Here is a 22,977-nt window from a genome sequence, read left to right on the forward strand (position 1 = left end):
TTATATCTTTGTGATAAGAATGCAAAATTTGCAGATGTTGAAGAAGGTAAAAACAATAGTGTTCGTTTTTATCACGATCTCGTATTAAATACTATAAAATGAATTTGTGCAGAAGGGACATATTAGCATTTTTTAAAAGCCTCACAATATTGGTGCTATTGCATGCTATTATTATTCAACCTTTGGCTCAAACCATAAGCTTTTTTGCAGATTCTTCTTATGAATTAGTTCATGTAGATGACGAAGAAAATATAGAAAAAGAAGAGCAACAGAAAGATGGAAAAAACGAATTACAGATTTTAGGAATACATAATCATCTTCTAGAATATGGTATAGATTTTTCTGCCTATTTATCTTCAAATAGGTATGGTAACCCTTATATGGAAATTCTTATTCCACCACCAGATGTGGCATAAAACCATTCTAATTATTTCATATAAGTTTCCTAATTCTTAAGGGAACATTTCATTCAAATTATATAGCAAAATAAGGATTAATATCTATTGATCCCTAACTGTTAACACCCAATTCTAAGTTAAATGGAAAATAAAATATCACCCTGGAAGAGGTTTTTAAGTCTTCTTGAACTCGATAAAAAAGATATTCGTCAAATTTTCTACTATGCCATTTTTGCGGGCCTAGTAGCGCTCACTCTACCACTGGGAATACAGGCCATCATAAACCTTATTCAAGGTGCTCAGGTATCTACCTCATGGATTGTACTTGTGGTTCTTGTCACAATGGGAGTAGCATTTCAAGGAGTTTTACAATTGATGCAAATACGCATTTTAGAAAACATGCAACAAAAGATTTTTACCAGAGCCTCTTTTGAGTTTGCGTATCGGTTTCCTAAAATAAAAATGAAAGAGCTAAATAATTACTATCCACCAGAATTGGCCAATCGGTTTTTTGATGTATTAACCATACAAAAAGGGCTATCAAAAATTCTAATAGATTTTCCAGCTGCTACACTACAAATCATATTTGGTTTGATATTGCTATCCTTTTATCATTCTTTCTTTATTATTTATGGGTTTTTATTGATTTTACTCATTTATGTAGTCTTTAAGTTTACAGCAAAAAGAGGACTTGAAACGAGTCTTGTAGAATCAAAAAGTAAATATAAGGTTGCACATTGGTTGCAAGAAATAGCTAGATCACTCATTAGCTTTAAGCTTTCTGGGAATACAGATTTAGCGATGAAACGTAATGATTACCTAACCACAAACTACCTTGAAGCTCGTGAAAGTCACTTTAGAGTACTAGTGTTACAGTTTATTCAACTTATCGGGTTTAAAGTTCTTGTCACTGCCGGGTTACTAATTGTTGGCGGGTTATTAGTGCTTAATCAGCAAATGAATATAGGGCAGTTTGTAGCTGCAGAAATTATCATTTTACTTGTTATTGGTTCGGTCGAAAAACTGATCAAAGGATTAGAATCATTTTATGATGTACTAACCTCATTAGAAAAAATAGGACAGTTTGTAGATAAAGAACAAGAGATGCAATCTGGAGAAGATCCATTTACAAACGAACAAGATTTACATATAGAGATCGACAACCTAAAATATAGTACACAAGAAGGTCAAGAAGTGCTGAGTGGCATTGATTTCAGTATAAAAAAAGCCGATAGAATTCTATTTGATGGAGCTTCGGGAGCAGGAAAGACGACCTTAATTAAAATCCTTTCTGGCCTTATATCACCTACCACTGGAGCATTGTATATTAATGGTGTTTCTATAAAAGGTCTCTGGCTCAATAAATATCGTGCATATATAGGACAAGTACTCCCTGTACAGTCCCCATTCGAAGGTACTATCCTAGATAACATAACCTTTGGAAACAAAGAGATTTCACAAGAACATTTGCATTCTGTACTCAAAAATCTTGGACTACTGTCTTTTATAAAAGAGCAACCTAATGGAATCAATACAATGTTGTATCCCGAAGGGCAACAAATCCCGTTTACAGTATCCAAGCGAATAGTACTCGCAAGAGCTATTATCCATAACCCTAAATTACTCTTACTTAAAGATCCTTTAGAACATTTTGAAATAGATGAGGCCTCTAGAATTATCAAATATTTAACAGCACCAGAACGCCCTTGGGTACTTATAATCTCTAGTCAAAATGGGCAATGGGAAAACTATTGCAATCAAACCATTAAAATTTCAGAAGGAAGAATAATCTCTAAGAACGCAAACAATGCTTAATATCTCTAATAATCAATTAAACAAGAAAGTATCGCTTGAAGGATATACTGCTTTTTCAAAAGCATTTACTTCAAGACACAATAAACTATTCAATCGGTTTTTAGGTGTTTTTGCTATCATTGTTATTATCATTCTCTTTTTACCATGGACGCAAAATGTAAATGGTAATGGCTATGTAACTACCTTAACGCCAGATCAAAGACCGCAAACGATACAATCACCTATACCAGGACGTATTGAAAAATGGTATGTTAAAGAAGGTGATTTTGTAAAAAAAGGAGATACCATTTTATTTATTTCTGAAATAAAAAACGAGTATCAAGATCCACGCTTAGTCGAACGTACTAATCAGCAGCGGGATGCCAAAAATCGATCGGTAATATCCTATCAAGAAAAGATTAAGGCATTAGAAAGTCAAGTAAGCGCATTAAATAATGAGCGACAACTAAAACTTTCGCAAGCTAAAAATAAGCTAAAACAATCTCGATTAAAAATAAAGATTGATAGTGTTGATTTACAGGCTTGTAAGATGAATTTTGATATTGCTCAACGTCAGTTCGACCGTACTGTAATTCTACAAAGTGAAGGTTTAAAAGCGGTAACCGATGTAGAGGAAAAACGTCTAAAGCTACAAGAAACGCAAGCCAAATTAATCTCACAGAAAAACAAATTACTTGCTAACCAAAATGAAGTGTTTAATGCAAATATTGAGATCAACCGCGTTGCTGCCGAGTATGCCGATAAAATTGCCAAATCACGTAGTGAACGTTTTACAGCAGAGTCAAGCCAGTTTGAGGCAGAAGCGCAAGTTACTAAACTTGAAAATCAGTCGACTAATTATCAGATACGTAATGCTTTGTACTATATCACAGCACCTCAAAATGGGTATATAAACAAAGCCCTACGCGGGGGGTTGGGCGAAACTTTTAAGGAAGGCGAAAAGCTGGTAGGTATTATGCCTGTAGAATATGATCTCGCTGTAGAGACTTTTGTAAACCCTATAGATTTACCATTAATACATATTGGAGAGAGTGTTAGGGTTCAATTTGATGGCTGGCCTGCTATTTTCTTTAGTGGTTGGCCTAATGCATCTTACGGAACCTATGCAGGAAAAATTGTTGCTATAGAAACCTTTATAAGCGTTAATGGAAAATTTAGAATCCTCATTGCTCCCGATGATGCAGAGAATCCATGGCCTAAAAATATTCGTGTAGGCTCTGGTGCATATACTATAGCATTATTAGAAAACGTACCAATTTGGTATGAACTATGGCGCCAATTAAATGGTTTTCCACCTAATTATTACATCCGGGATAAAAAAGAATTAACTAAAGCTAAAAAGTAAATGACAATAGCTATTAAATATATCATTGCATTGATTTTGCTCGCTTTTGCAAAACCTGTGTTAAGCCAGAGTAGCATAGCTGAAACAGAACAAAACACAACTACTTCATTAGTACAAACACTTACTTTTGAAGAATATTTGGGCTATGTAAAAAAGTATCACCCACTAATGAAACAAGCCGAACTTACACTAAGTATAGGTGAGGCAAATTTGTTAAAAGCACGTGGTGGATTTGATCCAAAAATCGAAGTAGATTATGATCGAAAGAAATTTAAAAATACAGAATATTACGATCAATTAAGTGCTACTTTTAAAATACCCACTTGGTATGGTATTGAGTTTAAAGCAAATTTTGAAGAAAATACAGGCGAATTTCTAAATCCAAATCGTACTGTTCCTGATGAAGGGTTATATAGTGCAGGTGTTTCATTTTCGTTGGCTCAGGGGTTTTTAATTAACGAACGCATGGCCTCGCTTAAAAAAGCACGTTTTTTTAGGAAGCAAACAAAAGCCGATAGAGATGTACTTGTTAATATGTTATTGTTCGAAGCTAGTAAAGCGTACTTAGAATGGTTAAAAGCTACTAATGAACAGCTACTTTATACAACTTTTCTGAAAAATGCAAACATGCGCCTTGTAGCCGTAGAGCGAAGTGTTGAAACAGGTGAAAAAGCTGTTATTGACATTACTGAAGCCAGAATTACATTACAGAACAGACAACTTAATCTGGAAGCAGCTTCTTTAAAAAGAAAAAAGACAGCTCTAATAGTTAGTAATTATTTGTGGCTAAATGATATACCAATGGAGATTAAAGAGGATGTAGTACCGGTAGTACCAGAATTAAATACGTTAGAAGCTTCCCTCTTATTAGATGGCATTACGAATACTTCGGGATTACTTAACAATCACCCTAAATTATTAAGTCTTGATGCCAAAATTGAGGGGCTTACCGTAGAGCGTTCTTTAAAACTAAATAAATTATTGCCTAAAATAAATATTCAGTATAATTTCTTAACACCAAAAATTGATCAAATACGCACTTTTAATACTACGAACTACAAAGCATTTGTGAATTTTAGTTTACCATTATTTTTGCGCAAAGCAAGAGGAGATTTACGATTGGCTAATTTAAAATTACAAGATGCCAATCTTGAACGAGCATCGACAGCGGTCACTCTTCAAAATAAAATAGATGCTGTTTATGCAGAGATTAATTCACTTACTAGGCAAAATCAATTAATAAGAAATATCGTCATAGATTATGAAGCGTTAGTTAAAGCAGAAGAACGCAAATTCTTTTTAGGAGAAAGCTCGTTATTTATTATAAACTCACGGGAACAAAAATTACTCGATATACAGTTAAAAGAAAATATCCTACTTATTAAACGACTTATGACAACAGCTAGTTTATATAACACCTTGGGATTATCTGTTTAAATAAAAATTGTGAAAGCAATAACTTGTGGTTTCGTATATATATAGAAGAGAATATTCATGAAATCAAATCGGTTATTATTTCTACGAGAAAATAGAAATGTTTTTTTTGTTAGATAAACTGTTTGTCCAAAATATAACTTGGTGTAAGTCCTATTAAATTACAGATCTATCCTATTCTTTGAATGATGACGAGAATTATTTTTGTACATAAATAACGAATAGTAATTTATGTATTAGTAAAAGTAAACCGAATCGATATGAATCAGAAATGGGATAATAGGTATAAAGATCAAGAATTTGCTTATGGCAAAGAACCTAATGTGTTTTTTAAAGAATGGCTTCAGAAATTTGAACCAGGATCTATATTGATGCCAGCAGACGGGGAGGGGCGTAACGGAGTATTTGCAGCGCAACTTGGGTGGAAAGTAACTTCATTCGACCTAAGTATAGAGGGGCGGTCAAAAGCAATACAACTGGCAAAAAAGAATCATGTAACTCTTGAGTATATTGTAGGAGATCTAGAACAACTCAAATTTAAAAGAGAAACATTTGATATGATAGGACTTGTATATGCTCATTTTTCTGCCGAAAAGAAGTCAGTGTTTCACAAGAAATTAGACGACTATCTCAAAGAAGGCGGTATCGTTATTTTAGAAGCTTTTAGCAAAAATCATATACACCTTAGAAAGCTTAATCCTAAGGTTGGAGGTCCAAACGATATTGATATGCTATACTCTAAAGAAGAAATAATAGCCGACTTCAAAAATTATGAAATAGTAGTATTAGAGGAAGAAGAAGTTTTATTAAACGAAGGTAAATATCATATTGGAAAAGGATCCGTGATTAGATTTATAGCAAGAAAATTAGGGAGTAACTAACTATTAATATTTGTGATTTGCCCCTTTGTTCTTAAGAACAGATGATGATGTTAAACCCTAAACAATATTTTCTAAGAGAGGTTCGGCCATGGCTGCAGATACATCCTTGGTATCAATAGTAATAATATGTCCATGATACTTAAAATGATATCGAATATGAGTTGATACACCTCTATAAAACCATGCAGTATTTCCTGTGTATTTAAACTTTGTATTTACATTCTTCAGAAGAGGCAAAGAAGGTTTTTCTTTTGACCCTTTTTTAGGATTGAGTGCTCTGGTTAGTTCTAAACGTTTTTGTGAACAACATGACATAATTTTCTTTTTTTAATTATTGTTTTGATGTAGCTTGTTCTAACAAACAAGCAAACCCTGATAATGCAAACCAAAGCAAGAGTATTTGACTCCAGCTTTCTCCTTTCCATATTGCAAAAGGTAAGCTTACCCATATACTAAGGCAATAAAAACAATCTAATAAGGACCCAAAAAGTCCTTGCCCTAGCCATTTTCTGATGGTAATAATGATATCAAAGGGGCCGTCTTCGGCACTACACAAATGTGTAATTCTCCAGATGCAAAGCCCCTTTAGAATAAATATGAACCAATCCATTGGTTATGGAGTTGGTAAGTTTATACGTTCCATCAAAATACTTCTGTGAGCTTGATATAAACTACTAAGTCCACTATTATATCCATTAGTAATTCGTTTACGAGCAGTGAGATGAAAAGAAAGGCGAGTAAAATATTCATTAGCTTTTATCCATCCTCCTTCTGTTAATGCTGGTTGTATTCCTGCATTGATTAACCCGGCATCCGAAAATTCCTGAAGAGTTCCACTATATCCGACACAGGCATGAGGTTCGTTCCCCGATGCATTTCCCGAAGAAAATATAGTATCTCCAGAAACTGTATCAGATAGAGGTGGGTTAGGCGTATTAACTCGTAACCCAATCATCGGACCAGGACATCTGCTCATCGTTAGAGCATAAGAATCAACAAATCCATATGGATCATTTGCTCTAAAATTGAAATTGATCTCGGTATTAAGTTCATAATCTTCTAATCGATATAATCCGCAACCTGCATTTACAATTGAGGTGTCTGCAAAAGTTAGAGCAGATAGATTAAAATTTAATGGTTTGTTATGAATATACAATGCAACCATATCTGTGGCATTGGCTACTGGATTACCATTACTGTCATAACCATCTACACGTACATAGAATGTTCCTGGTTTAGTTTCACCTTGTACTTTATCATAAATACTAGTTCTAAGCTGCATGTAGCGACCAATTTTATCTGGTACCCAGTCAATATGATCAACATTCATTTCTCTCTGAATATTCTTGTAGGCGGGTACACTCACGGCAGGACCACCATCAACTTTTAGGAGTTGATTATAAAATGGACCCACATCATCACCGTTATAATTAGGTAAATTACGTTTAGAATAACGAGGGTGCTTGTAATTTTGACTAACAAATACCCAAGGAATAGTTCCTGAACGTTTTATACGAATGGTATACCATTTGATTTTATTTTGTGTGGCTGTCTTACTCACATCATACATACAACCAGTCATATCTATAGTACCTCCCCAAGCAGCACAATCTATTTTGAAACCTGCCAGACTACTATTTACCGAGATTTTACCGCTTGGTTCTAAGTCATTATTAAAACCATTACGGTGCAATTGAGATGGGAAAAAAGAAGCTGTTGTATTTTGATTCCCTCCAATGAAAACATTTCCTAAGCTACCAATCAAGTTTCCATTAAAACATGCAGACGAAGGTTGTATTTGTGATTTTGGCAAACAAAGGTTTATTCTTTTTTTGTTTGGAATATTATAATATGGAGCACTTTCATATAAAACATTGTTAGGAGCAAGGCTAGTAACTTTTACGATAACATCTGGATATGCAACTACATTAATGTCTTCGCCTGGAGCCTGATCACTAGAATCTTCAATCCCAGGGAAACTCATATCGAATGAGAACCTGAAAATATAGTTTCCATTCATATCGGTAATAGTATCTCCTAACAATCTTCTGTTTCCTTCTCCGGTATAGGCATCTCCTGCTAGTTCTGCAGCTGTACGGTCGTATTCCTCAAAAGTTAATGTAATATTATTTGCGGGTTCTGTATTACATCTAAAATATAACCCCTCAATAGCTTTTACCAACCTTAGATCTTTTACTCTTGAAGCATCAACCAGCGAAACTTCTCGTTTTCTAGAACTGATAAGCTTGTAGTTTGTAGCAGCAAATTCAGAAGCTTTTTCTTTTTTCTTAGTTATCAAATCAGGATTCTCTAACCTTTGATATAGTAATTCGGTTTTTGGTTTCGTAGCCTGTCCTTCTAAATCAATTACGATAGGTTTAAAAGGAGCAGGATCTGGTGGAATAGGACCTATATCCTCAGGAATTCTCTCTGGATATAATTTTTCTATATACCTTTTGATTTTAGTATTCTTTAGTGCCTCGAGTAAACCAACATAGGTGTCAATTACAAAAGGTCCTCTCCAGCATGGGTTAAATAAACATCTTCCGCTATACATGGAAACATGACCATAAATAAGAAAATCATTAATGTTTACTGGTGTAGAACATTCGAGCACCAAGTCGTTAAAATCTGAATCACCTCCAGCGTCATTAGATAGAATTTCGAAAGAGTGGTTGCCTCCGATGGTTTTTGGAAATTTAATTTTGGTATCAGATTGTTGATATCCTCCTCCCGGATCGTTTTGTATGGCAATTGCCCATTGATCACCTGTTACATTAACCGTAGTTCCTACAGTTCCCGAGTGAGTTCCGTTTCCGGTATCAGCTCCGATCACGATAAATCTTTGAGGATAAGAAGCAGATTTTGCTTTTACCTTAACATTCCAATCCCCCTGCATTGAAATAATCATAATATACTTTTTTTAGTTAATATGGATTAATGAAGATTATAAAAATAAAATAGAAATCAATAGATATCAAGGTGTGTAAAACCCTTAATGAAAGGTGTTTAGGCTGTATTTTTTCAGTGTTAATACCCCAGGTTTGGTGAGTGGTAAAACGGTAAAAATTATGTATTGGGGTTTTTGTCTATATAGTAAAGAAATGATACTTCATAAAAAGTATCATTAATATTTATTAATAACTTTGTAGCGAGTTATTGATCACTTTATTACCTTTGAGTGTTCCCTAGAAAATGATTATTGTTATCAATAAGATGAGTGTAGTTTCCTGAAACCTATTTTTTAAAAAAGGGATGGATTCATAAAAAATACGATACAATGAGTAAGGCTAAAAATTCTATTTACAATCGGTCTACCTACCTAGTACTTAATGTTGCGAATTACATTAATATAAAATCTCCTTTTTCATAATAATTTTAATTTGATTATTAGTGTATTACCTGCTATTTGAGTTTTTTCATAACAATACTCATTTGGCATGATTGTCCTATCGCGAATGATTTTGTTAAGCATAGTAAAAACAGAATTATATCGAGGTCATATTTAAATCCGTATTAAACAGATCAACATTATGAATAGAGAAGAACTATTAAAAGCAATAGACAAAAAATATAAAGCAATGGGGCAGGACCCCGATGTACATCTATCTGGCTTATTGTATGCAGAACCTATGAAGTATTGGGATTTTATTCAGGTAGATGCCTTGTTAGGACTACAAACCCAACGAACACAATTACCAGATGAGATGGTATTTATCATGTATCATCAAATCAATGAATTATTGTTTAAAATGATTCTTTGGGAAATGAGTCAAATTTCTCATACTGAAAATATAGAACCTAAGAAATTCGAAATGCATCTTATGCGTGTGAGTCGATATTTTGATATGCTTTCGAATTCATTTGATATTATGGGAGAGGGGATGGAGATTGATCAATATATGAAATTTAGAGATACATTAACACCTGCAAGTGGGTTTCAATCTGCACAATATCGTAAAATAGAGATTGCTTCTACAGAGCTCATTAATCTAATCGATTTTAGATTCAGAAAAACAATAGATAGAAATACTCCTTATGAGTATGCTTTTGATAATATGTACTGGCAGGCAGCAGGCACGGATCATAAGACCGGTAAGAAGAGTAAATTGATGATCAATTTTGAAACGAAGTATAAAAAAGAATTGATTGAATGGATGAAAGAATATAATACGGTTAATTTATGGACAAAGTTTAAAGAGCTCCCTGAAGAATATCAGAAAAATACCGAGTTGATTAATGCTATGCGCCATTATGATCATACGGTAAACATTAATTGGGTAATGCACCATTATGATGCCGCAGCAAAATACTTGGATCATGGAAAGGAAAATGTAGAAGCAACCGGGGGTAGTGATTGGCATAAGTATATGCATCCAAGATATCAAAGACGTATATTTTTTCCAGAATTATGGAACAAAGAAGAACTAGAAAATTGGGGAATTACCAATCTTAAAGGGTATGAGAAAATTTCATAACCCCGTTCTACCTATACGTAATTTTGATATAATGTCCAGTTCCTTAAAAACAGAACTTAATTGGTATTAAGTTCCTGCAGTTCCATTTCGGTAGCTTTTAGGAGTTTTTTTAATTTTCTTTTTGTAAATCTACAATTAGAGTTTGATATATCTTCTGTTGTACGATACATTAGGGATTCGCAATATTTAATTCGATTAGCAATGGGGAGCTTTGAGATAACATTTTTATAAAGTTGATCTAAGTTCCTTAATGAGTCTGGGGGATTCCTCTTAAATGAAAACATTATTGGCTGTAATTTTAATCGTGTTAGGGGGTGCTGGTTTTAAAAAATTAGACACTAACTGCTAAACAGAATCAAATTTCATTCCCAAGTCTATGCTAAATAGTTAAATTTTTGATAAGAGTAAGTATATTGATGTTTAGCCGTATTTACTATAAAAATATAAGAAACTGGTAGTGTGTAAAATAGGACTGATTATGTTAAATTGTTATTTTAATACCATTTTTGCTTCTAAAACGTTATTTTTAATAACCTTAACCTACATTGTCCTTTTTTGAATCTTTATATAGTATCTTTATTATTGGTTGAAGAAGAGCCTTCTAACACATTATTCCAAAATATACTTGGGGTGTTTGTTACCGTTGGGATTGTTTCGATATGTATATATTATGTTTTACGATATTTAGAATCAGTTTATGTAAAGTATAAGAAAAAGCCCTATTTCATTCACCTTTATTTTACTCCGAAGAAATTACCACTGCATTTACAGGCGTTCCTGGATGAGAATGATTTTTATACTACTCTCGATAAAAAAAGAAAACGATTTTTTGCACATAGAACAGTTAGGTTTCTTGAAAACACTCGTTTTGTAGGTAGAGATGGGTTAGTTATCGATGATTTTATGCGTATGCAAGTCACTATTATGGTTACGCAGCTTACTTTTGGGATGCGTCATTATCTATTAGAATATTTAAACACAATAGTTTTATACCCAACATCATTCTATTCGATTTTAAACAAAACAGAAAACATAGGAGAGTTTAATCCCATATCTAAGGCATTAGCTTTGTCTTGGAAAGATTTTCAAAAAGGAAATTTACACCTGGACAAAGGAAAAAGTTTGGGAGTTCATGAAATAACACATGCTATTCATTATAACTCTATAAAAAACAATAATATTAGTTGTGAAATTTTTTATGATACTTTTTTATTATTAGAAAAGTATCTGGGTGCTGAAGAAATAAGGAAAAAGATAGTGGATTCTAAGATATTGAGAGACTATGCATATACCGATAAATTCGAATTTATTGCAGTTCTGGTTGAAGTTTTTATGGAATCGCCCAAAGAGTTAAAAAGTCAATTCCCTGAGATATATTATTATGTAGTACAGATGTTTAATTTTAGATATTTTGAGGATTAATTATGATGTCATTCTTAAGAAACAATTATATTTATAACCATAAATAATTTTAATTTATAGATACATATATGGAAGAATTTCAGCAAATATTACCCGTTAGTTCACTCACTGACGAAAAAAGGGTTGTTTTTTATAAAAAGACCTATACCCATCTTGCTATGGCTGTTTTACTTTTTGTAATCGTAGAATGGATATTTTTTCAAATAGAACCTATTGTAAACTTTGCTTTTTCTATGACACAAGGATGGAGATGGCTTGTTATGCTGGGTGGTTTTATGCTGGCAACAAATTATGCAGAAAAAATGGCATTTAAGAATCATAATATTAATCAACAATATTTTGGATTATTATTATATGTCGTAGCTGAAGCTTTTATCTTTATTCCGCTTATTGGGATAGCTATGATGATTGCAGAAAGTGGAGGCGCTAATATTCTTAATCAAGCAGCAATTTTAACCCTATCATTATTTACAGGGCTTTCTGCTGTTGTTTTAATTACCAAAAAAGATTTTTCGTTTTTAAAATCGATACTTGCAATTGGTTTTTTTATTGCAATAGGACTGATTGCAGCGGGAATATTATTTGGATTTAATCTTGGTCTTTGGTATAGTGTTGGGGTGGTAATTCTTGCTTCTGGATCGATTTTATATCAAACCTCTAATATGGTACATAAATATTCTGAAGACCAATACGTAGGAGCATCATTGGGATTATTTGCCTCGTTAATGCTATTGTTTTGGTATATATTAAGTATTCTCTCTAGAGAATAATCAACAGTTATTATAAATAGTAAAACCAGACTTAGTCTGGTTTTTTTGTTGCTATTTTCCTTCGGTAATAGATTTTAATATTGTTTTGGCATGAATTCTCGAGTTCTCTATAAACCAAACATGAGTATCCATACCACCACATATTACTCCTGCCAAATAGAGATTTTTGATATTAGTTTCCATTGTTTTTTCGTTATATTGAGGATGTAATTTGGCATCGTTAGAGAGTTGGATTCCTATTTTTTGTAGAAATTCGAAATTTGGTTTATAACCCGTTAGTGCCAATACCCAATCATTTTGAATACTAAATTCTCCCTGCGGTGTTTGGATATCGATTTTTTTGGGTACTATTTCTTTTATAGTAACATTATAGAAGACTTTGATACTCCCTTCTTCAATACGATTTATGATATCGGGCCTTACCCAATATTTTACACGTTTTCCAATTTCTGGTCCGCGAACCAGCATTGTTACTTCTGCACCTTTTCTATAACATTCTAAAGCTGCATCTACTGCAGAATTACTTGCACCAATAACGGCTAGTTTTTGTTTAGCAAAAAAATGAGGATCTTTATAATAATGAGAAACTTTAGCTAAATTTTCTCCCGGGACATCCATAGTATTAGGAAGATCATAAAACCCGGTAGCAATGATTACATAAGTAGAAGTATATTGTTCTTTATCGGTTTTGATATGAAAAACATCCTGTTTTTTATGTACGGTACTAACTTTTTCAAACAGATTAATGTTTAGGTGGTTAGAAGTTACAATCCTACGATAGTATTCAAGAGCCTCATTGCGTTTTGGTTTGGCTTCATTACTGATAAACGGGATATTATCAATTTCAAGTTTTTCTGATGACGAGAAAAACTGCATGTTAAGAGGGTAGTTGTATAAGGAATTAGTGATGACTCCTTTTTCGATAATACAATAATCAAGTCCTTTTTTCTTTGCTTCGAGACCACAGGCTATACCAATAGGTCCACCGCCAACAATTATCAAATCTATATGTTTCATTAAAAATCATATTGACAAGGTTCTAATTCTAACTTTTAGAACGATACCTTATTCTACTCTTGTAAAACTAGTGATTTTTGTAATCTCTAAAGCAAAAAAGATGAGGTTCATAACAGAACCTCACCTAGTTCTAAGTAGCGTGTTAGCTACTATTTGATAACTAATTTTTTCACAACTGTTTTTTCCTCTAACATAATGTTCAAAAAGTAATTTCCTGGCGATAAAGAAGCAGTGTTTAGTATGATTTCCTGATTGATATTAAAATTGGTTTCCGAAACTTTTAACCCCGAGGCATCTAGTACTTTAACTGTAATTGGAGTATTTGTTTTTATAGTATCAATTTTGACTTTCACTATGTTTTTAGAAGGATTTGGATATACGATTATTTTAGGATTATTGTCGTTTCTCTTTTTTATAGGTGGATCAATTGGTTTTTTTTTACCTTCTTCTATGGTGTAAAATTTATTTACTCTCAGTTTTGTATATGTATCTACATTTCCTGATGGCCAATAGATCGTTAATTTATCGATTTTTGGTGCTTTACCCAGTCCAAAGTGAACTCGTAAGCTATTATGCCCCATAAATGTATTTGAGGCAGAGACTTCTCTTTTTAACGTTACCAATTTTCCTTTGATTTTGGTTGTTAACTCTAATCGAGCACCTAGAGCGGCTTTATTTGAAGGATTACCAATGAGTTTAATATTTACAAAATGATTTTTTACTGCTAAATCATTTCTAAAAAGCCCTTTTACGCCTTGACCGACAACAAAGAAATCCAAATCACCATCATTGTCGTAATCCCCAATAGTTGCCCCGGTAGAATTTCCAGAAGTGGCTGTGTTAATAAGATTAGCATTATTTTCTGTAAAAGTTCCATCTCCATTATTAACAAAATATCCACTACCCATTACACTAGAAGCTGTAATGATGACATCTAAATCACCATCATTATCAAAATCTCCCCAGGCATTGGCTAGGTTTTGATTGTTACCAGCGGTAAATGGGGTATTGGTACTTTGGTATGCACCAGAATTATTAATATAAAATTTGTTTTCGACTCCAGAATAGTTGGTAAGGCAAATATCGAGATCACCATCGTTATCATAATCGATTGCATTATAGCATTGCCCATCTTGTGGATCTTCTGCAAATGAGAGATCGGTATTGGTTAATTTTACAAATCCTTCGCTTCCGGTTTCGACTTGCAGGTTTTTAAATAGAAAATCGTGTTTGATGCCTGTTGGACCAGCGGCAGGACCACTGGCAATGAATAGATCTGTATCTCCATCTTCATCATAATCAGTCCAATTAGATACCGTGTAGGCTGCTTTTTCTGTTAGAAAGTCGTAGGGCTCTGTTACTTCGGTAAACGTACCATCACTATTTCCTCGATATAATCGATTAGGAAATCGATTTGCCCCAAGAAATAAGTCGGCAAAGGTTAAAATAAAATCAATATTACTATCATTATTATAATCACACCATTGTACACTCCAGGTGGCAGAATTAATTGTGTTTAAAATTGTATTTGTTTCTGTAAATTTACCGTTACCATCGTTAGCATAAATTCTGGTTTGTAAGGTAGACGGTGCCGTAAACCGTGAATAGATTAGATCCAGATCTCCATCATTTTCATAGTCTGCCCAGCTACAACTGTTAAGTGATGTGGCAGTAGGGATTGTTGTACTACCATCTGCAATTTTAAAATTTCCATTCCCAAGATTTTTGTAAATGGTTCCGGCATAAAATAGATCTAAATTACTATCATTATCAATATCTGTCCACCCTGTGCCAAAATAGGTTCCTCGAATAGTCGAATCAGATACTATAGGATTAATACTATCTTTTATAAGTGTAAACTTTTGCGCAAAAGTGGTAATCGTAAAACTGTAAAAAATGAATAAAATTAAAGTTCTCATAAGCTCAAGATTTTTAAGAGTTATAAGATTAAAGTTCATTAAAACAGAAAGGGAATAGGTTTAGAATTATAATTTTTAACCTTTTTATACCATTAATATAGTGTTCAAGCTATAACCGGTATTAATTATTCTGAACTTCTAATTTTTTTCTTTTATATTCAGATGGAGTACAATTGAACTTATTTTTGAAAGCAGTATTAAAAGTAGCTTTGTTATTGAATCCAACATCAAAATAAATCGTTTTAATACTAGCTTCAGAATTTTCTAGAAGTAGTTTTTTAGCTTCTTCTAATCTATATTCGTTTATAAATTGGTTAAAGTTCTTCTTAGATTTTTCGTTGATAAGTTTAGAAAGTATGTGGCTAGAAAAACCGATATTATCTGCTAATTGCACTAGACGTAAATCATTGTTTAAGTAGGGTTTATTTGTTTTAATATATGATAATAAGATATCGTAAAACTCATCCTTGGTAGACTCGGTTAATTCCTGATGATTTTCTTCTTTTAAAAATAGATTAGATAATAATTCTCCGTTAAAGATAGAAGGTTCTTTATATACCATATAACCAATGCCGTAGATAGCTATAGACATTGAGAAAGAAATTGCATAATCCCAATGAATGTTGAAAAAAGAGAATTTAACTAATACATAATAACTTATATAGGCAATAATAAAGACTAAGAATAAATTGATAAGGAAAGTAGACCATTTTTTTCTGATCATTTCGTATTGAGAATTTTTATCACTTTTATGAAAGGTGATAAAATCTTTTATGATGATTATATAAATTATTAACGATAAAGCTACCAACCAGGGAGAGCGAAGTGACCAAAAAAGATAAAATAGAAAATCACCTTTATAATCTTTAAGGTTTTGAAAACCTTCTGATGCAATAAGATAGTATCCATTAATAATAAATGATAGGATTGCTGGTGCAAAGTGATACCATCTTATTTTGAAATTTTTACTATAAAATCTTGTAATATACACATACAGCAGAGGTCCAAACGCGAGATACCAGCTAGAGTCAAAAAAATAAAAATAAGGATATACAGACCCGTAGTTAGTCCAGAAAAATACGTATTGAAGTAGGATAAAAGAAAAACCTAAGATAAGTAAAATAACAGGAAGGTTATTGATCCTTCCTGTTTTACGAATACTTAAAATAATACTTAAAAAGAACCCTAGTGAACTTACGATTAGGAAAATTGATGTCCAGGTATCAAAAGACGGAATAGGATTCTGTTCCATTTTGTATAGACTAAGTGTTTATGATCTCTTTTAATTCTTTAATGGTTTGGTTAGGATCAGTACTTTTAAAAACAAAACTACCGGCAACTAATACATCTGCTCCGGCATCTATAAGTTGTTTTGCATTTTTATTGGTTACTCCTCCATCAATCTCAATTAATGTACTTGCATTATTTCGTACAATAATTTCACGAAGTTGTTTTACCTTTTTATACGTGTTTTCGATAAATGATTGACCGCCAAATCCAGGGTTTACGCTCATTATGCATACCAGATCTATATCATTAATAACATCTTCTAGTAAACTTACATTGGTATGTGGGTTTATAGCAACGCCCGCTTTCATTCCTTCTGCTTTAATAGCTTGCAATGTTCTGTGAAGATGTGTACAAGCTTCATAATGTACAGTAAGAATATTACTTCCCAGATCTGCAAAAGTTTTAATATATCGATCGGGGTCAACAATCATAAGGTGTACATCAATTGTCTTGGTAGCATGTTTTACGATATCTCGCAAAACAGGCATCCCAAAAGAAATGTTGGGAACAAAAACGCCATCCATAATATCTATATGAAACCAATCTGCGTCACTTTTGTTAATCATTTCTACATCACGTTGCAAATTAGCAAAATCTGCAGCTAATACTGAAGGGGCTATACGTTTTGAAGCCATAAATCTATGTTGTTTCCGGCAAAAGTACTATTTAATATATTTATCCTTTGAATTTACTATAATAAAATGTTCTTTTTTCTATACTGTTTCAGAAAAGAATAAACGGTAGCTCTTCGTATACTTGATATCTAATTTGGCTGAGCATAAATTTTTCTTATTTAATGTATAAAAAGAGGAATTCTCTTTTTATAAATAAATTTAGGTGATAAATGGCATAGGTTGTGTAATTAGAGAAAGCTCTATTTTGAAAGCTTATGATAGTCTGTAGTTAATTGAATTTCATGAATTTTTGAGCTAAATATGAAATACTTTTATAATGTTCTGGATTATGTTCTTCTTCTTTTTTTAAGAATTGATGTAACTCACTTTGATTGTAATGATCAGATATTACTGTAAATGAAGAGCGAGATTCTGAGAAGGAAGAGTTTATGATTTCTTTATCCAGCATCTTAATGATATTATGGTGTCGATAATCTTTTCTTATCTTTTCGAACATCATTTTAACGGTTTGTTCTTCACCTTCTAGAATTTGAAAAAAATTTCCTTCAGAATATATCAATATCCCCATAATACCAATTGCATTATTATTAAGCCTAACATAATCCATAAGCTCTGTCATATCAGAATTTGATATGTTTGGATTTACGGTGCTAACATAACTTATTATATATCTCATGGCGAATAATATATTAAGAGGGGGGTAGCTACTTAAATATACGAATTTTGAGATACTTTTGCTAGAATATTGGGGGTTCTGTTAGGGGAATTTGTAATATTTATGTGTAAAAATGTTTTTTTTATGGGTTCCCGTAAAGTTTTTACGGATTACCGTAAGAAAAAACCTCCGGTAATCAGCCGGAGGTCATTCATCAATCAAAAAACGAACAGTTATGTTATAAAACTGTTTGTAACCGCAATTTAGGAATTTATCCTAAATAAGTCTTTAATATTTTACTTCTAGATGTATGTTTTAATCTTCGAATTGCTTTTTCTTTGATTTGACGTACACGTTCACGTGTAAGATCAAAAGTTTCTCCAATTTCTTCAAGAGTCATTGGGTGTTGATCTCCAAGACCAAAATATAATCGTATTACGTCTGCTTCTCTAGGAGTAAGTGTTTCTAGAGCGCGCTCTATTTCTGTACGAAGAGACTCGTGTAATAGTGTTCTATCAGGGTTTGGTGACTCTCCAGAATTTAATACATCATAGAGATTAGAATCTTCTCCTTCAACAAGGGGAGCATCCATACTTACATGGCGCCCAGAGTTTTTCATCGATTCTTTAACATCGTTGATGGTCATATCTAATTCTTTTGCAATTTCTTCGGCACTTGGTGGGCGCTCATGTGATTGCTCTAAGAAAGCATATGTTTTATTGATCTTATTGATCGAACCAATTTTGTTTAATGGTAAACGAACAATACGAGATTGTTCTGCTAATGCCTGTAGGATAGATTGACGAATCCACCATACAGCATAGGATATAAACTTAAATCCACGAGTTTCATCAAAACGTTTTGCAGCTTTAATTAATCCAAGGTTACCTTCATTAATTAAATCGGGAAGAGTAAGTCCTTGATTTTGATATTGTTTTGCAACCGAAACTACGAATCTAAGGTTAGCCTTTGTTAGTTTTTCAAGAGCTCTCTCATCACCAGCTTTTATACGCTGAGCTAATTCCACCTCTTCATCTGCAGTAATAAGGTCTACTTTTCCTATCTCTTGCAAATACTTATCTAGCGATGCAGTCTCACGATTTGTTACCTGCTTCGTAATTTTAAGTTGTCTCATCTATAGTTCTCCTTGAAATTTAATTTTGTGAATATTTAGGGCCTTTTATCTATTATACGTAATATGTTATAGAAATGTTACAAAAAGATTGTTTTTTTATGAGAGATATTCTTTTGATTTGCTTGTTATCTATTGTTAATAAAGGCTGTAAGGCGATTTGGTTATTTTTTATGAAATTCGTTGTTTTTTTTAAAAAGACTCAAAAAACAACGAATTTCATAAAGAATGTAGAAAACAATGTGGTGTATTAATATGGTTTAAAACTCATAAGAAACTCCTGTTTGGATTGTAAAGTATAAAGGTCGATAACTTTCAGAATTTTGACTTGCATTTTTTAATTGATACTTCAGTAATGGCTCAACATTGAAAAATATTTTTTTCGATAGCTTATATCGAAGATTTGCTCCAATATTTATACTGAAATTTCTTTTCAAAATATTAGTATTGCTTCCTAATTTAAAATTATTAGAAGTAGTATGTATTTTAATATTGTTTTCATGAAGAAATAGAAAACCTAATTCTCCTATTAGCGCAGTGCTAATTTGATTATCTAAGATTTGATAGTGTAACCCAAATAAAACCTCATTATAAATAGTCTTTTGTATTAGATCTATCTTTTCAGGATTTTCTATAGTATTATTTGTTGGTAAGATTATTCCCAAATCATTAAGTATAATAGGTAATTGATCAGTTGGTACATTTTTTATTTTATTACTTAATTTTAATCGATTATATCCAACCCTTAGTGCTATTTTTTCTGTGTAGTATGTCTTAAAGAGAACACCATAACTTAAGCTTATTCTCCCACGATTTGTGTTTTTCGCAAGGTGGTTGCTTACCAAAGAACCATTAGGGGCTATTGCATATGTTGGGGTAACATGTACTCCGATACTAAATTTCTGAAATGGTTTTTTCTCTATAGGGGTCATATATACCAATGTATCCTTTTTTTTACGATTATTGATAAACGTATTCTTTTTGGATGCTATTAGGGTTTTTAAGGAATCACCTTTATTTTCTTTAAGATTTTCGTTTTTAGCTCTGTTACGACTATTGTTTAAAATCTTATCCGATTTATTTTTTGTTTGGTTTGTAATTGAAGTTGAGGATATTGATGTTCTTTTATTTGTAAGATTAGTTTTTGCATTATAATTAGTAGAGTTTTGGGTACTTTTTATTTCTTCGACACCTTTATTGGCACTATTTTTTACCCGGGGCTCTTGTTTACTAGTTCTATGAGTAGAAAGAGGCATTTTTCTGGTTATTATAAAACTAGAATTCGAGACATTTTTATTTGATGACAAACCAATACCATTATTAGTTTCACTATTTAATATAGACCAGTTATTTTCTATTGCACTGTTGTAGACGTCATTGATATCAGGTTTTGATTTGGGTGATGCCGATACCGTTGTAATAATTTCATTACCGGGTAATTGCAGTTTGCTATTTTTTGGATCTACTTCGTTGCAGTCTTCTAGAGTTACTGGGATTTTTATATTGGTATTAGTTGGGTTTTTTGTGATGATATTACCATTATACGTATCGGCTGCAAAAAGTATTAATAATAAGAGAAATATAAGTACACCTACTACTTTTGTCCAATAAGAAAGCGTATCATTTTCTTTTTTGGGTAACTTAGGCTCAATATCTTCCCAGGATAAATTACTAGGTGATTGATCAAAACCTTTAAGTTTTTCTTTAAAAGCTTTTCCTATGTCTTTTGGGTCAGCCATTACTTATTGCAATTTTTTTTAAACAATTATTATTAGATGTTATTTTGGTTTTCAATATAACTTTTGCTCTATGTAGATTCGATTTTGAGGTTCCTTCAGAAATATGTAGCATTTTGGCTATTTCCTTATGAGAATACTCATCGAGTTCATATAAGTTAAAGACTAATCTATATCTATCCGGTAATTCTTGTATGTATTTTAGTAATTCATCTAATGAAAGGTTTAGTGTTTCAGAATCAATTTTAGTATCTGCGATGTTCTCTTTGTTTATATTTATATCAGTAAAAGGCGCTTTTTTATACTTGTCGATAGCTTTATTAATCGTTATTCTTTTCATCCACCCTTCAAAAGAACCCTTAAAATTATATTGATTTATCTTTTTAAAAATTGTAATAAAAGAGTCTTGTAAATTATCTTCTGCTTCATTGTAATTTTTGCAATACTTAAGACTCAAAGCAAAAAGTGTGTCCTTATAAAGGTGAAATAATTCACTTTGTGCTTTCCGGTTATTTTTTTGGCACTTTTTGATTAGTTTTCTTGTGTCCAATTGGTTTTAAGCTTAATAAAGATTATGGTTCGAAATCTGAAATGTTTTTTTTGTAAATAAGAAAGAATTCGATTTTCATTATGTGATACTTGAAATAACACATAAATTATCACTAGTTTACTCTTTTAGACTGAATTGTTTTAAATGGTTGCGTAAATGGGACGAAAAGATGTAATTAATAACAGGAACGTGCTTTTTATGGTATAAATAAAGCAATCTTTCCTTTTTTTAAGGAAAGATTGCTAAAAATAATAATTAACTCTCATCATTATTATCGCAGGCTTCAGCAAATAAAACTATTCTAATTATTTTAGATTCGTTGGTGTCTGTGTTTTTGATTGTAACAAAAACTAATTGGGGATTAGTTGTGTTTAGATAAGCAGATGAATCTAATATATTTATTTCTTGTTCTGCATGTTCATAGGTTTGATAAAATGATAATGTTAATAAAGAAGGATCTACATTTTCCTGAAAAGAAAGAATACAGTCTTTGTAATCATTAAAAACAAAATTGGCGGTATCTTCAAAATTTTTCAATTCACATTCTTTAAATTCTACATAATCACATAAGTTTTCGACATTACATTGTCTTTTGATGATGTATGTATCGGTTTCACTAGATATTTCTACAGTTTCATCATCTAGTATCAAGGCTTTCCAATCAAAATTCCAATCTTTGGCTGTTTTAGAATCTCCTTCAAGATGGATATTAATATGTAGTTTACCTTCAAGGAAAAAAGATACCCACGAGGTTCTATACGCATTACCTTTATCGTAAAAAATACCGGTTCCGTCATCATAAAAATCTAATAATGCCTCATTATAATTTTGGTTATTGGTTAATGAGGTGATTTCCCAAACGCAATTTTTCTCTAATATTCTATTACAATAGATAATAATCTCTGATTCGATACAAGCTTCGATTGTTTTTTTTAATTCGGTATTGTCCTGTATGCTAAAGGAACTGCCATCTTCTAGAATGGTAGTTATAGGATAACTTAGTCCTATTGCGTCATTACTTCCTTCTGACTCTTCTAGAAGTCCTACAAAATCAATATTATCATAAACTATTCTACTATCTACAATTTCAGAATCTTCATTAAAAAGATATACATTAAAAGGGTAAACAAAAGTGATACAGATCGTTTGATCATCTTCATTCTTATTTTTAGAAATATTTTTTAACGAGTTAAATAGCTCTGAATCTGTTTCTATTTTTTGAACATTATCCGGAAATAAATCAAAGGATTCATTATGGCAGGAAACCATAGAAATTAGCAGGGCACTAAGCAGTAGGGTTTTAAATGTTGTCATGATTACATTATTTAAAGTCTTTGTCTAATAGACTAGTAGACTTTAAATGGTTGCGTAACATTAACTAATTTATCCCAATGTCAATAATAAAGGAACATGTAGGAGAGAAGTGTATTAAGAGTTTAGGTAGGCATCTGAATGAAACAAAAAACGCCTTCAAGAATTTTGAAGGCGTTTTTTTAATAG

The 22,977-nt window shown here is 32.2% G+C and carries 20 protein-coding genes; 8 read left to right on the top strand and 12 right to left on the bottom strand.

Features of this window, described 5'->3' with window-relative positions:
* Positions 1-98 precede the first annotated feature (98 nt).
* The 5 genes from NNH57_RS04745 to NNH57_RS04765 all read left to right on the top strand — a co-directional run bounded on the left by NNH57_RS04745 (position 99) and on the right by NNH57_RS04765 (position 5,873).
* Positions 99-416 (top strand): hypothetical protein, encoded by a 318-nt coding sequence (locus tag NNH57_RS04745; RefSeq protein ID WP_132065768.1) that lies wholly within the window; start codon positions 99-101, stop codon positions 414-416.
* Between the two features lie 123 nt (positions 417-539).
* Entirely contained in the window at positions 540-2,213 is a 1,674-nt protein-coding gene (locus NNH57_RS04750; protein WP_074408431.1) for a peptidase domain-containing ABC transporter, read from the top strand.
* Positions 2,206-3,558 carry an HlyD family secretion protein gene (locus NNH57_RS04755; protein ID WP_074408430.1) on the top strand — a complete coding sequence of 451 codons (1,353 nt, stop codon included), beginning with the start codon at positions 2,206-2,208 and terminating at the stop codon, positions 3,556-3,558. The genes NNH57_RS04750 and NNH57_RS04755 overlap by 8 nt, the downstream gene beginning before the upstream one ends.
* Complete coding sequence (locus NNH57_RS04760) at positions 3,559-4,995, top strand: TolC family protein (RefSeq protein WP_074408429.1); 1,437 nt, start codon at positions 3,559-3,561, stop codon at positions 4,993-4,995.
* Between the two features lie 257 nt (positions 4,996-5,252).
* Positions 5,253-5,873 (top strand): class I SAM-dependent methyltransferase, encoded by a 621-nt coding sequence (locus tag NNH57_RS04765; protein ID WP_108808355.1) that lies wholly within the window; start codon positions 5,253-5,255, stop codon positions 5,871-5,873.
* 57 nt (positions 5,874-5,930) lie between these two features.
* Here the strand turns inward: NNH57_RS04765 and NNH57_RS04770 are convergent, their stop codons facing one another.
* From NNH57_RS04770 to NNH57_RS04780, 3 genes are read right to left on the bottom strand one after another with little or no spacing between them, the layout of a single operon-like run.
* A complete protein-coding gene (locus NNH57_RS04770; RefSeq protein ID WP_074408427.1) occupies positions 5,931-6,188 on the bottom strand; it encodes a hypothetical protein in 258 nt (85 codons plus the stop codon).
* A 16-nt stretch (positions 6,189-6,204) separates the two neighbouring features.
* Positions 6,205-6,483 carry a DUF1360 domain-containing protein gene (locus tag NNH57_RS04775; RefSeq protein WP_108808356.1) on the bottom strand — a complete coding sequence of 93 codons (279 nt, stop codon included), beginning with the start codon at positions 6,481-6,483 and terminating at the stop codon, positions 6,205-6,207.
* Between the two features lie 3 nt (positions 6,484-6,486).
* Positions 6,487-8,784, bottom strand: coding sequence for a hypothetical protein (locus tag NNH57_RS04780; protein ID WP_108808357.1), 2,298 nt, complete (start codon positions 8,782-8,784; stop codon positions 6,487-6,489).
* Between the two features lie 622 nt (positions 8,785-9,406).
* Between NNH57_RS04780 and NNH57_RS04785 the strand changes: the two genes are divergently transcribed.
* The 3 genes from NNH57_RS04785 to NNH57_RS04795 all read left to right on the top strand — a co-directional run bounded on the left by NNH57_RS04785 (position 9,407) and on the right by NNH57_RS04795 (position 12,543).
* Positions 9,407-10,351 carry a tryptophan 2,3-dioxygenase family protein gene (locus NNH57_RS04785; protein WP_074408424.1) on the top strand — a complete coding sequence of 315 codons (945 nt, stop codon included), beginning with the start codon at positions 9,407-9,409 and terminating at the stop codon, positions 10,349-10,351.
* Between the two features lie 555 nt (positions 10,352-10,906).
* Positions 10,907-11,773, top strand: coding sequence for a zinc-dependent peptidase (locus NNH57_RS04790; RefSeq protein ID WP_159099259.1), 867 nt, complete (start codon positions 10,907-10,909; stop codon positions 11,771-11,773).
* 68 nt (positions 11,774-11,841) lie between these two features.
* Positions 11,842-12,543 (top strand): Bax inhibitor-1/YccA family protein, encoded by a 702-nt coding sequence (locus NNH57_RS04795; protein ID WP_108808358.1) that lies wholly within the window; start codon positions 11,842-11,844, stop codon positions 12,541-12,543.
* 51 nt (positions 12,544-12,594) lie between these two features.
* Here the strand turns inward: NNH57_RS04795 and NNH57_RS04800 are convergent, their stop codons facing one another.
* The 9 genes from NNH57_RS04800 to NNH57_RS04840 form a co-directional block, all read right to left on the bottom strand.
* A complete protein-coding gene (locus tag NNH57_RS04800; RefSeq protein ID WP_074408421.1) occupies positions 12,595-13,560 on the bottom strand; it encodes a YpdA family putative bacillithiol disulfide reductase in 966 nt (321 codons plus the stop codon).
* 149 nt (positions 13,561-13,709) lie between these two features.
* Positions 13,710-15,479 carry a T9SS type A sorting domain-containing protein gene (locus NNH57_RS04805; protein ID WP_159099260.1) on the bottom strand — a complete coding sequence of 590 codons (1,770 nt, stop codon included), beginning with the start codon at positions 15,477-15,479 and terminating at the stop codon, positions 13,710-13,712.
* 121 nt (positions 15,480-15,600) lie between these two features.
* Positions 15,601-16,731, bottom strand: coding sequence for a helix-turn-helix domain-containing protein (locus tag NNH57_RS04810; protein ID WP_074408419.1), 1,131 nt, complete (start codon positions 16,729-16,731; stop codon positions 15,601-15,603).
* A 10-nt stretch (positions 16,732-16,741) separates the two neighbouring features.
* On the bottom strand, positions 16,742-17,404 hold the full coding sequence (gene rpe, locus NNH57_RS04815) for a ribulose-phosphate 3-epimerase (RefSeq protein ID WP_074408418.1): 663 nt from the start codon (positions 17,402-17,404) through the stop codon (positions 16,742-16,744).
* A 268-nt stretch (positions 17,405-17,672) separates the two neighbouring features.
* A complete protein-coding gene (locus tag NNH57_RS04820) occupies positions 17,673-18,080 on the bottom strand; it encodes a BLUF domain-containing protein (RefSeq protein WP_074408417.1) in 408 nt (135 codons plus the stop codon).
* A 250-nt stretch (positions 18,081-18,330) separates the two neighbouring features.
* Positions 18,331-19,194: a sigma-70 family RNA polymerase sigma factor gene (locus NNH57_RS04825; RefSeq protein WP_024772554.1), complete on the bottom strand. Its 864-nt coding sequence runs from the start codon at positions 19,192-19,194 to the stop codon at positions 18,331-18,333.
* A 257-nt stretch (positions 19,195-19,451) separates the two neighbouring features.
* Positions 19,452-20,930, bottom strand: coding sequence for a hypothetical protein (locus NNH57_RS04830; RefSeq protein WP_108808360.1), 1,479 nt, complete (start codon positions 20,928-20,930; stop codon positions 19,452-19,454).
* Positions 20,923-21,477, bottom strand: a complete 555-nt coding sequence (locus tag NNH57_RS04835) for an RNA polymerase sigma factor (RefSeq protein ID WP_074408415.1) — start codon at positions 21,475-21,477, stop codon at positions 20,923-20,925. The genes NNH57_RS04830 and NNH57_RS04835 overlap by 8 nt, the downstream gene beginning before the upstream one ends.
* A gap of 255 nt (positions 21,478-21,732) precedes the next feature.
* Positions 21,733-22,791, bottom strand: a complete 1,059-nt coding sequence (locus tag NNH57_RS04840) for a hypothetical protein (protein ID WP_108808361.1) — start codon at positions 22,789-22,791, stop codon at positions 21,733-21,735.
* Positions 22,792-22,977 lie beyond the last annotated feature (186 nt).

This window comes from Aquimarina spinulae (genome assembly GCF_943373825.1).
Lineage (GTDB): Bacteria > Bacteroidota > Bacteroidia > Flavobacteriales > Flavobacteriaceae > Aquimarina > Aquimarina spinulae.

What these genes read in the sequence shown, in the direction of transcription:
- NNH57_RS04745 (WP_132065768.1), top strand. Translation starts at nt 99, where the DNA reads ATGAATTTGTGCAGAAGGGACATATTAGCATTTTTTAAAAGCCTCACA.
- NNH57_RS04750 (WP_074408431.1), top strand. Translation starts at nt 540, where the DNA reads ATGGAAAATAAAATATCACCCTGGAAGAGGTTTTTAAGTCTTCTTGAA.
- NNH57_RS04755 (WP_074408430.1), top strand. Translation starts at nt 2,206, where the DNA reads ATGCTTAATATCTCTAATAATCAATTAAACAAGAAAGTATCGCTTGAA.
- NNH57_RS04760 (WP_074408429.1), top strand. Translation starts at nt 3,559, where the DNA reads ATGACAATAGCTATTAAATATATCATTGCATTGATTTTGCTCGCTTTT.
- NNH57_RS04765 (WP_108808355.1), top strand. Translation starts at nt 5,253, where the DNA reads ATGAATCAGAAATGGGATAATAGGTATAAAGATCAAGAATTTGCTTAT.
- NNH57_RS04770 (WP_074408427.1), bottom strand. Translation starts at nt 6,188, where the DNA reads ATGTCATGTTGTTCACAAAAACGTTTAGAACTAACCAGAGCACTCAAT.
- NNH57_RS04775 (WP_108808356.1), bottom strand. Translation starts at nt 6,483, where the DNA reads ATGGATTGGTTCATATTTATTCTAAAGGGGCTTTGCATCTGGAGAATT.
- NNH57_RS04780 (WP_108808357.1), bottom strand. Translation starts at nt 8,784, where the DNA reads ATGATTATTTCAATGCAGGGGGATTGGAATGTTAAGGTAAAAGCAAAA.
- NNH57_RS04785 (WP_074408424.1), top strand. Translation starts at nt 9,407, where the DNA reads ATGAATAGAGAAGAACTATTAAAAGCAATAGACAAAAAATATAAAGCA.
- NNH57_RS04795 (WP_108808358.1), top strand. Translation starts at nt 11,842, where the DNA reads ATGGAAGAATTTCAGCAAATATTACCCGTTAGTTCACTCACTGACGAA.
- NNH57_RS04800 (WP_074408421.1), bottom strand. Translation starts at nt 13,560, where the DNA reads ATGAAACATATAGATTTGATAATTGTTGGCGGTGGACCTATTGGTATA.
- NNH57_RS04805 (WP_159099260.1), bottom strand. Translation starts at nt 15,479, where the DNA reads ATGAGAACTTTAATTTTATTCATTTTTTACAGTTTTACGATTACCACT.
- NNH57_RS04810 (WP_074408419.1), bottom strand. Translation starts at nt 16,731, where the DNA reads ATGGAACAGAATCCTATTCCGTCTTTTGATACCTGGACATCAATTTTC.
- rpe (WP_074408418.1), bottom strand. Translation starts at nt 17,404, where the DNA reads ATGGCTTCAAAACGTATAGCCCCTTCAGTATTAGCTGCAGATTTTGCT.
- NNH57_RS04820 (WP_074408417.1), bottom strand. Translation starts at nt 18,080, where the DNA reads ATGAGATATATAATAAGTTATGTTAGCACCGTAAATCCAAACATATCA.
- NNH57_RS04825 (WP_024772554.1), bottom strand. Translation starts at nt 19,194, where the DNA reads ATGAGACAACTTAAAATTACGAAGCAGGTAACAAATCGTGAGACTGCA.
- NNH57_RS04830 (WP_108808360.1), bottom strand. Translation starts at nt 20,930, where the DNA reads ATGGCTGACCCAAAAGACATAGGAAAAGCTTTTAAAGAAAAACTTAAA.
- NNH57_RS04840 (WP_108808361.1), bottom strand. Translation starts at nt 22,791, where the DNA reads ATGACAACATTTAAAACCCTACTGCTTAGTGCCCTGCTAATTTCTATG.